Here is an 8,419-nt window from a genome sequence, read left to right as displayed (position 1 = left end):
CCTTGTTCTAATAACTTATTAGTATTTTTGTATGTTGTTCTTTTTCCTTCTAATTCAGTACGAGATTGTTCAACTTCTTTGTCCATTTGTTTTTTTCTAAACGGAATTTCTTCTCTAGTTGAAATGTTATTATCTCGCATTAAGATGGATACTCTTTCTTTTTGGCTATCAAGAGTTTGGCTTAAAGAATTAATTTCATGGCGTAGCTGCTCTTTCTGTTTTCGTTGAAAGAATCCTGTATTTTCAAGTGCTTGCTCTTTTTCGCTTATTTGTTTTTCCAAGCTTGATAAAGTGGCATTTGCTTGGAAAAGATTATCCATGTTTTTTTGCTTGTTTTGAAGTTGATAATGTTCGGAATTGTTTTGGCTATGCCATATTTCATTAATCTCTTTTATCTTAGAAATATTCTCTAAAGTCGGTTTTTCTTTTATCATTTTTGTTTGAATATAGTCTAATACTTTTTGTTCTGCAGGAGCGAAAGCAACTGTCTTTTTTTGTTCCTGTTCTTTTATTAAGGTTTGTCGCTGTTGCTTTTTTTCGCGATATTTTTGCAAGTCATAAACAATGGCATTATGCTGTTTTACTTCACGATTAATAGTTCCTCGGTCTGTTTCGATTCCCTTTTTCTCCATATCAGAAGCTACATGTCCTAAATGAACAGTAGGTAAAATTTCAAGTCCACGATCCTCATGAGATTGATGGGTAATCCGTTCTTGAATATTTTCTTTTTTAAGTGCCTTGTTGGCATGTTCAGACCATTGTTCTCTCCATTGCTCCAGTAGTTCTTTTTTATTCCAATCACGATTCTTTGTAGTAAAACCATTTTCTGAAATTTCTCTAGTGGTCAACATAACATGAGCGTGTGGATTTTCTTTATCATCTCGATGAATAGCAATATCGGCAACCATGCCTTTATCTACAAATTGTTCTTGAACATATCCTTTGATTAATTCAGTTTGCTGCTTATTGGAAAGTTCTCGTGGCAAAGCAATATTAATTTCTCTTGCTAGTTGAGAATTTTTTCTTGTTTCGCTTCTCTCCACTTCATTCCAAAGAAACTCTCTATTTTGAATCCATGATGGAGCATGAGAAGGAGCAAGAATATGGTTTTCTGGTTGCACGTCTCTTTTATAATATTTGCTTTGCTCGGATCGTTCATCATATAATTTTTCACCTGATCGATAAGCTGCAGAAGCAATGGCGGATTGCCCTTTTCCGCGTGAGATCATTTGCACGGAGAAATGATAGATTGCCATATTCTTTTTCCTCCTTTTCTTTTGGATTTTATGTATTAGGTTTTGGATGACCGTAATAAAAAATTTCGTACCGAAAGGTGGGAAATTTTTTATTACGGATTCGTAAGGATTTATTATGACAAGTTGGATTTTTCCAACAAGGAATAATAAATAGCTTACGATTGTTTTTTGTATTCGCCATTTGGCGGATATTCATTCGCAGATATGCGAATGAATGATTTTGATTTTGGTATTCGCTGAAAGGCGAATACGCTTTTTCGTTGCGAAGCAACCGCACACAAACGTAGTTTGTATAAGTGCGCCCTTCCTCACATTAGTTCGTTGGGGTTATTATACCACGAACTAATGTGAGGAGTCATTCTGTAATTCTAGTTTTCGCTCGTAATTTTGGATATAATAGAGAAAATAATAGGGTAGGGAGTGAGAGCCTTGGCTCGAAGAACGGAAGAAGAGAGATTAGTAGATTTAGAAGAAAAAATTAGGAAGATGCAACTGGAGAAACAACGATTGGCGAATCAAGTGAGACAAAAGGAGAGAAAAGAAAGAACTAGAAGATTAATTCAAGTGGGTGGATTAATTGAGAAACATTTTGAGATTGAAGGGGAAGAAGAAATAATTAAATTGATTGCTTCTTTTAAGAAAGATGTAGTGAAAAATAAAGAAAAAATATTGAAGATGGATATTGAACAAGCAAGAAAAATTCTTCAAATTAATCTAGAAAAATAATTTCATTCTCTATATTTTAGCAATATAAAACTAATATATTTTACTGTATTTTTAAATGAAGTAAAGTATCTTTTATTTTTTTATATAAAATCCCTTTTATTTTCACACAGGCAGAGCCTGTGGTTTAAAAAGAGTAAATTAAAAAGAGTAGTTCAACTACTCTTTTTATGCTTCTGAATATGTTTTATCAACACATATATCTTAACTCTCTACTTTTGAAATTTTTTGATTTAGAAATTTATCGCTCCCTTTTTGAACTATGTTTTTTTATTTTCACTAAATTGTTCGGTTAAATACATGAAAAAATTTGTTAATTCTTTTGTTTCTAATTGAAAAAAACAGTGCTCAATCAATTTTTTCTTATATATTTTTATTGTTCTGCATGAATTGGATTATCTTTAGATCCAGAGTACCCTTCTTGAAAAACTTCATTACCGTTCATACCATATTGATATTCAATATCTTGTTCATCCGCAAAAACAACAGTCACGCTGTAGGCTGCATCGGATCCTGCGAACCTAGGATCAAATTGAGGCTCTAATGATAAAATTTCTTTTTTATCATACCCTTTTTCATTTATCAAATAATCTTCTACTTTATCACAAATATTTTCCATTCTTTCTTCAGAAGGTTTAGCAGATGGATTATTACTGAAATAAATATACAAACCTATTCCTCCAAAAATCACAAAAAATATCAATAACAAAAATATTCTTTTTTTCATATTTTTACCTCCTCATTTGGTGCATTATGTAATATAATGGATAATATTGTAACAAAATATAAGATATTGGAGTGATAAAGTTGAAAAAAATTATTAGTATTTTAGTTACAGCTGCACTTTTACTTGTTTTTTCATTGACCTTTCAAACTAATGAAGCAAGTGCAGCTAGTTATCCAGGAACTAAAGCTACCGTTAAAGCTGGTGATATTGTGGTTACCAAAACAACTAATTGTAAACCTAATTGCAAAGGAATTACTGGACATGCAGGAATAGTTATCGATAGTACATACATAGCGCATATTTCAGGGCCCGGTGCTCACCCGTCCAAAATCTCAATTTCTTCTTGGTTTAAAAAATATACTTCTACAAAGGTTGTTAGGACAAACAGCAAATACAAAGGCAAGCCATCAAAAGCCGCAAGTTGGGCAGCTAAATATTTAAAAGATTATCCTAAAGCAAAATATTCAATAACACCTAATCTCAGTTCAAAAGATCCTACCTATTGTTCAAAATTAGTTTATCAAGCATATTACTATGGTACAGGTTATCCTATATTAGCATCTTCTGGAATAATTCATCCTTATGCTTTCATAAATAAAGTAGGTTACAGTGGGATGGGATCTATTGTTGCTTCAGTAAAATGGTAGAAATGTAGAAATATTGATTAGTATAAAAACTCTAAGCAAAGCTTAGAGTTTTAACTTAGGGAACTGAAAGCAAATTAGGTTTACTGCATCATCATTAGTAAAATATCTCTTTGTCGGTAAATGGGTTATTTGTGTATGCTCAAAAAATGTCTATTATTAATCATTGAAATATAGAGTTAATTCGAGTACAATAATTTTACAAATAACCTTGTTTTGGGCAAGGGTAAAGTCATTTTCCGTTAGGTGTGTTGGAGCACTTAAGCTTGAGGAAAATGGCTTTTTGTTTTTTTCTTTATTCTAACATAATCTATTGTTCTACAAAATAAAATAATAGATTTGCAAAAAATAGAAAGATTATCAAATTTCCATATTACCCCTATTTAGCGACCAAAGCTTTTTAGGATTTAAATATTAGATTAATTGATAATCCCCCTCTGAATATGAGCTTTTAGGTCATTAAAGTTAGTTTACATAAAATGTCCTATACACAGCAATCCAAAAAGCAAAAGGCGGAATTTGTCCATATTGGGGCAAATTCCGCCTTTTTGCGTTTGGGAAATATCGAGAAAAATAGCTTCATAATAAAAAAGTCAATCTCTAGATCCCTCCGTTTTACTTCTAAATGCTACTTCATTATACAATTGACTTTTTACGATGATTGAAAGGAAAGAAGGAAATTCTACTAGATTATCGAAGAGTAAAAGTAGAAGGAGTGAATAAACGCTATGAAAAACGCTAATAGCTTTGGCTATTTTTCGAAAGATGTTGCTGCTGATTTAGAAATAACTACTTCTAGTTTAAGAAGATGGTCTATTGAGTTAGAACAGCATGGTTATATAATGGAACGAAATGAAAAAGGACAACGGATTTATTATGAACGCGATTTTAAGGCGTTAAGAGAATTGAAAAAATTATTAGCAAACAATGTTTCTTTTACAGACGCGTTAAATGCTGTTGTATCAATGAATATAGACGAAAAAAACGCAACAAAAACGCCTAGCGTTTTCACGGATGAGATTCGTTTATCAAAGAGTGAATTAGAAGAAACGATACAACGAGTAGTGAAAGTAGCAATTGAAGAAGAAAGAGAAAATATGTTGAAAGCATTTGAATATAAAATGAATGATGTTGTAGAAAAAAGAGATCGGATCCTAACGATGCAATTACAACAATCATTAGAAGAAAAGAGATTAGAAATAGCAGCTGCCAAAGAAGAAGACGACGTAAAACCCTGGTGGAAAAAACTCTTCAAGTAAAAACCAGTACAGACAAGGGTTGCCTTTATGGCAACCTATAAACCTTTAGGGTAAGTAAGGAGGATTTTTTTATGAAAAGGACTAATGAAGAAGCGATGAGATATGCTAAAGCTTCGTTGAGAATATCTGGAATGGATGTTTCCAAAGAACAAGAGGATTTAGTAAGAAAATCTCTAGAAGGACATATTTCAGATGAAGATTTTATCAATAAGTTAAAGGAATTAGCTGATAAAAAATAAAATAAGATGGTGGGCGATTTTATGCTAATGCTTCATGAAATTTTAGGAACAGATAAGCCAGTTTTTAAAGAGAAACAAGCAGAACATTTTTTCTATGAGGAATTGTTAGCATTGAACGAAAAACCTTCACAATATAAGATTACTGGCTATGTAGAAGTAAGAAAACATAAGCAATTATTTTTCAAGCAAGTGTATAGCTAGGGGAAAGATACCGATTATTCTATTTTGGAAAATCGGTATTTTTTACGCTTGAATTAAAGTTACTTAAATGATATAATAAAGGTAACTTAAAGAAAAGGGCGGTTAAAACATGTTGAAAGTATGGGATTTACACAAAAAATTATATGATGTTCGTTGGAATGGTGAAGAGGAAGAAAATAAAACAATCGAGCAATTAGAAAATGAATTTGTTTCCTTGGCCGCGACGGAAGGAGTTGCTTTGGAAACAATAAACGAAATGTTAGGTCAGCTTTATATTCCGCCTTATCGATACGATACGTTACCAGAGCATTTAAAACACTCTAATTCAGCCAAAAAAGAAAATGTAGGGCGTCCATCTATGGGAGTTACAAAAAAGGTGTCTATAACTCTTCCAGAGGATATATGGAGCAAAATAAAAAGCGATATTAAGGATAAAGATTTAAAATCTATGTCTGCTTATTTTAGAGAATTAACTTTGACTCATTTTAAGGAGGAAGCATGATGAAAAAATTAAAAATTTATATGGATAATGGGGAATTTGTGATAGAACATGTTAATTCGATTGGACATAGTAAAAAGCGTTCTTTCCTATCAGAAAATGGCTTGAAAGAATCTTTGGATTCTTATGCAGCTGTCATCGATCAATACGAATTAGAGGTATCAGATGAATTGTGGGCTATGGTTATTAACTACGTAAGTAGTGAGGAGTTTCAAAGAAAATGATTTGTTCCTATTGCGGTCAAGAAAATAGCAATTATGCAGAAACATGCTCCTTTTGTGAAGCACCATTGAAAGTGAAAAGACCAAAATTAGACGGTTTTATGTACTTGGAATTATGCGAAAGACCGTTTTCGTTCTTGGCTTCACTTCACACATATGATCTTTTAGTTTTGCTTCGACTGGTGAGAGAAAAGCGGACAAGTTGTTACCACCTTATGAGAACTGTTCAGAAGGCTCCTGACGGGGTTGTAGTTCCTAATGATATAAAAGGTTTGGCAGAAAGTGAATATCGCCTTTATACTGCCCGTATGAAGGTTATAGAGGGTATATTGATTGATAGGATGGGGTATAAACCGAAACGAATTGATGATAAACTATTAATTAATTTAAAAGAGAAAATTGAAAGAGGGAAAGAAAATGTCTGATAATAATACTATTGCTGCGTTTCATATTCTTAGTAATAAAGATGGTATTTTGAAGTTAAATACTAGCAAACTATTTTATTGGCATATTCCAAAAAAATTAAGAAAAGAACCTATTGAACAGGGAGATATCGTATTAGTTCATGCTAAAAATACATCAGCACCAGTATTAGTAATGAATGTGTTTAGAGAAGAATTAGAAGAAGTAGGAAAAAAATATAAGAAAGTTAAATGTGTTTTAGAAAGAGCTCCTCAGAAAAATGAAAAAGTGTAGAATAAAGAAGAAAATATTGGTAGTCTTAAAGGTATAAAGAAAAACCCTCAAGTTTTTGCCGACTCCGAGGGTTTTAACTAAATCAAGGACAGGAATATGTCCTGTATTCACTTATAGAATAATTATATTCTAACATACAGTGATATATTCCTTCTAGTAGGGAGAAGGAAATTTGTGAAAAAAGAAAACAATAATGTAGTAAATTTAAACAGTGTTAGTAAAAATGCTAGAAAAAGAGATTTAAAAAATGATGAAATTCTTAATAATCTAGAGCATTTTGGAGTACCTCAAGAACAAATTGACCAAGCTATGAAAATACTTAGTATGGCTACTGGTAATAAAGAACTTTACATAGGAACTAAAAGATCTCCACATTCGAAAGTGAGGTTTGCTCAACACTTGCAAGAGAATTTAGGTTTTCTAAATAAGCAAGAATATCTTAGCAGTAAAGAAAAGGTTTTTTTATCTGATGTTATACCTTATATTGCTTTTTCAAGTAATTGCATAGTTTTAGATATTAAAGAGAAAAATCCTGTTCCTGCAAATATTACAGAGATTTCTAAGCTAATAAATAGTAATAGGTCAAATACAAGTACAACAATTAATTCTTTAGTTAAAAAAGGAATTTTAGCTAAAGCTGAAAGTGGAATTGAAGGTAATAACGTTAAAGCTTATTCTTTATTTGTTAATCCTCATATTATTTTTGCGGGTGATAAAGATAAGGTTCCGGAGCATTTACAAGTTATGTTTCATAAAGCAATGAAAATGAAAATATTAAAGGATTTACCGGATAAATTATTTTAAAGAAAAAACCGTTAGTAATTAATTTTGATTACTAACGGTTTTTTTATTTTTTTATTATTTCGTGTGTTGTAAAATCGCAACACAAGTGTTGTAAAATCGCAACACACAAAAAATCTCAAAACCCTTGATATAACAGTCTTTTTTTAACTTTTAAAACTCTCTCTCTTCTCACTCTATAATAAATAGCATTTCACTTTTTGTTTGGCAATCTTAAATTTAAACTTTTTAGGTTCTTGCCATAAGGCTAAGATGTTGCCATAAAGGCAACTAAAAACCTTGTAATTAGGGGTGGTTATCAAATGAGAAATAACTACGATATAATAATTTAAAAGGTAGGTGCTTTTTTTATGCATGAGTTTGAAAGGTCTAAACAGATTATTAATGGTACTTTTGATTGCAACCGTAATTGGCGTGTGACGTTTGAGTATAGTCGAGATTATGAAAAAAAGCCTTTGTCATGGAAAGAAAGCGAGCAATTGCTTGATGATCTCATCAAGGTATTTGAAAAATACGAAATGAATTGGAAGTTGAAATAAGGGGTTGTAAATTTTACAACCCCTATCTTTCTAATCCATTATCTCTTGATAAATATTGTTCTCTTTTATTTGCTCGCTGTAAGTCTTTTTGAACATTGGATAAGGTTTCGTTTTCTTTCTGTAGTTCTTCAAGTTTTTTTACATATTTATCATAAGTAGGTTTGAGTTCGTTCATCAATTTGCTGTCTTCTTTGATAGAACCAACAGTGGTATATCCAACAGAACGAAGTTCACGTCCTATAGAACTTTGTTGTTTTTTTAATTTTTTATATTTTTCTTTTGTAACTGAATCATGTAGTAATTTTCCATATTGGAAAGGATTGTTTTCAATCGCTTCTAACTTGTTTTTTATTTTACTAAGTATTCCTAATCTTATTTCTGCTTGATTTGCTGTTTTTACTCTTTGTTCATAAGTAGAAATGTTTTTCGATATGTTGTTTATTTCAGCTTTATTCTTCTCGATAACTGTTGGTATATCGCTAATTTTTGAAAGATTATAACGTTTATGAACGTCTTGTAATTTTATAGCTGTTTTATAATTGATTCGTTTATTTTTTAGTTCTGGATATAGAGAAGTCGTCTTTTTGATTTCATGATTTTTTAGAAGGCTTTCC

The 8,419-nt window shown here is 31.3% G+C and carries 14 protein-coding genes; 11 read left to right on the top strand and 3 right to left on the bottom strand.

Features of this window, described 5'->3' with window-relative positions:
• A partial coding sequence (gene mobQ / locus NST77_RS25865) for a MobQ family relaxase (RefSeq protein WP_341123933.1) occupies window positions 1-1,256 on the bottom strand: 1,256 nt, incomplete at its 3' end.
• A gap of 429 nt (window positions 1,257-1,685) precedes the next feature.
• On the opposite strand from mobQ, the gene NST77_RS25860 reads away from it, so the two are divergent.
• Complete coding sequence (locus tag NST77_RS25860; protein ID WP_341118318.1) at window positions 1,686-1,982, top strand: conjugal transfer protein TraD; 297 nt, start codon at window positions 1,686-1,688, stop codon at window positions 1,980-1,982.
• A 370-nt stretch (window positions 1,983-2,352) separates the two neighbouring features.
• Here NST77_RS25860 and NST77_RS25855 read toward each other — a convergent pair whose 3' ends face one another.
• Window positions 2,353-2,706, bottom strand: coding sequence for a DUF3139 domain-containing protein (locus tag NST77_RS25855; RefSeq protein ID WP_341118317.1), 354 nt, complete (start codon window positions 2,704-2,706; stop codon window positions 2,353-2,355).
• 80 nt (window positions 2,707-2,786) lie between these two features.
• On the opposite strand from NST77_RS25855, the gene NST77_RS25850 reads away from it, so the two are divergent.
• The 10 genes from NST77_RS25850 to NST77_RS25805 all read left to right on the top strand — a co-directional run bounded on the left by NST77_RS25850 (window position 2,787) and on the right by NST77_RS25805 (window position 7,805).
• A complete protein-coding gene (locus tag NST77_RS25850) occupies window positions 2,787-3,353 on the top strand; it encodes a YiiX/YebB-like N1pC/P60 family cysteine hydrolase (protein WP_341118316.1) in 567 nt (188 codons plus the stop codon).
• 725 nt (window positions 3,354-4,078) lie between these two features.
• Entirely contained in the window at window positions 4,079-4,609 is a 531-nt protein-coding gene (locus tag NST77_RS25845; protein WP_341118315.1) for a MerR family transcriptional regulator, read from the top strand.
• A 71-nt stretch (window positions 4,610-4,680) separates the two neighbouring features.
• Window positions 4,681-4,848 carry an antitoxin VbhA family protein gene (locus NST77_RS25840; protein WP_341118313.1) on the top strand — a complete coding sequence of 56 codons (168 nt, stop codon included), beginning with the start codon at window positions 4,681-4,683 and terminating at the stop codon, window positions 4,846-4,848.
• Between the two features lie 21 nt (window positions 4,849-4,869).
• Window positions 4,870-5,049 carry a hypothetical protein gene (locus tag NST77_RS25835; protein WP_341118311.1) on the top strand — a complete coding sequence of 60 codons (180 nt, stop codon included), beginning with the start codon at window positions 4,870-4,872 and terminating at the stop codon, window positions 5,047-5,049.
• 109 nt (window positions 5,050-5,158) lie between these two features.
• Window positions 5,159-5,551, top strand: coding sequence for a hypothetical protein (locus NST77_RS25830; RefSeq protein ID WP_341123932.1), 393 nt, complete (start codon window positions 5,159-5,161; stop codon window positions 5,549-5,551).
• A complete protein-coding gene (locus NST77_RS25825; protein ID WP_341118325.1) occupies window positions 5,548-5,772 on the top strand; it encodes a hypothetical protein in 225 nt (74 codons plus the stop codon). The genes NST77_RS25830 and NST77_RS25825 overlap by 4 nt, the downstream gene beginning before the upstream one ends.
• Window positions 5,769-6,194, top strand: a complete 426-nt coding sequence (locus NST77_RS25820; RefSeq protein ID WP_341118323.1) for a hypothetical protein — start codon at window positions 5,769-5,771, stop codon at window positions 6,192-6,194. Before NST77_RS25825 ends, NST77_RS25820 begins: the two co-directional genes overlap by 4 nt.
• Window positions 6,187-6,465 carry a DUF5839 family protein gene (locus NST77_RS25815; protein WP_169189775.1) on the top strand — a complete coding sequence of 93 codons (279 nt, stop codon included), beginning with the start codon at window positions 6,187-6,189 and terminating at the stop codon, window positions 6,463-6,465. The genes NST77_RS25820 and NST77_RS25815 overlap by 8 nt, the downstream gene beginning before the upstream one ends.
• Window positions 6,466-6,639: 174 nt before the next feature.
• On the top strand, window positions 6,640-7,269 hold the full coding sequence (locus NST77_RS25810; protein ID WP_169189776.1) for a MarR family transcriptional regulator: 630 nt from the start codon (window positions 6,640-6,642) through the stop codon (window positions 7,267-7,269).
• 347 nt (window positions 7,270-7,616) lie between these two features.
• Window positions 7,617-7,805 carry a hypothetical protein gene (locus NST77_RS25805; RefSeq protein WP_341118321.1) on the top strand — a complete coding sequence of 63 codons (189 nt, stop codon included), beginning with the start codon at window positions 7,617-7,619 and terminating at the stop codon, window positions 7,803-7,805.
• A gap of 22 nt (window positions 7,806-7,827) precedes the next feature.
• Here NST77_RS25805 and NST77_RS25800 read toward each other — a convergent pair.
• Window positions 7,828-8,419, bottom strand: a 592-nt coding sequence (locus NST77_RS25800; protein ID WP_341123931.1) for a hypothetical protein, incomplete at its 5' end; no start/stop codon positions are given.

The organism is Niallia sp. FSL W8-0177, from assembly GCF_038006285.1.
Lineage (GTDB): Bacteria > Bacillota > Bacilli > Bacillales > Cytobacillaceae > Niallia > Niallia circulans_A.
The sequence above is the reverse complement of the archived record's forward strand: the minus strand, read 5'-3'. Positions and strand labels throughout refer to the sequence as shown.